The organism is Halorubrum tibetense, from assembly GCF_042661865.1.
In the GTDB taxonomy this organism is placed as follows: domain Archaea; phylum Halobacteriota; class Halobacteria; order Halobacteriales; family Haloferacaceae; genus Halorubrum; species Halorubrum tibetense.
The window spans coordinates 1-636 of record NZ_JBHSWW010000620.1 but is presented as its reverse complement, the minus strand read 5'-3'; the positions used below and the strand labels follow the sequence as shown (position 1 = coordinate 636).

1 protein-coding gene is annotated in these 636 nt (G+C 70.4%); it reads right to left on the bottom strand.

Annotated elements, in window-relative coordinates:
- Positions 1–481, bottom strand: a 481-nt coding sequence (locus ACFQEU_RS17330) for a Mut7-C RNAse domain-containing protein (protein WP_379784173.1), incomplete at its 3' end; no start/stop codon positions are given.
- Positions 482–636: the final 155 nt, after the last annotated feature.

The following is a 636-nucleotide window of genomic DNA, read 5'->3' as shown; positions in this document are numbered from 1 at the left end:
ACGGCCTACGAAGAGCCGAAACCCTCTGCCAGCGACGACTAACTGGTATTCCCCATGCGTGGGAAGCCTCGCCGTTTACGGCGAGGAGGATGTCACCCCCGTTCCAGTCGCCGTCCTCATCCCCGGTCCCATCCACCCGTTCGACCGCTCCGTTACACGACCCGCAGCGGGTCGGCTCGGCTGCGAGCGACACCGGATATCCGGCGTCCGCGACCTCGCGGAGCTGGTCGAGGACGTCGCGCTCGGTGAGCAATACCGCGTCGGCGGCCCGGGCCGCGAGCTCGCGGTCACGGGTGATCAGGACCCGATCTTCGGCGGCCGCGAGCGACCGAAGCCGGTCGTCCGCTTCCGCCCCCCGGTCGAGCGCGTAGGCGGCGTCGTACCCACACATCCGGAGATACGTCGCGAGCGACCCGCACATGGCGTCGAGGAGAACGCGTGGCGGGTCGGCGTCGCGGTCGGTGCCCGGAGTACCCGGCATCTACCCGAGGAACTCGCGGATCGTCGAAACTGACCACGCGTTCAGCACGTCTGCGCGCTCGGCCCAGCCGCGCCGGGCGGTGTGGACCCCGTAGCGGGCGTTATCGAGCTCGCGCGGCGAGTGGGCGTCCGTGTTCACGGCGATCGTCGCGCCGG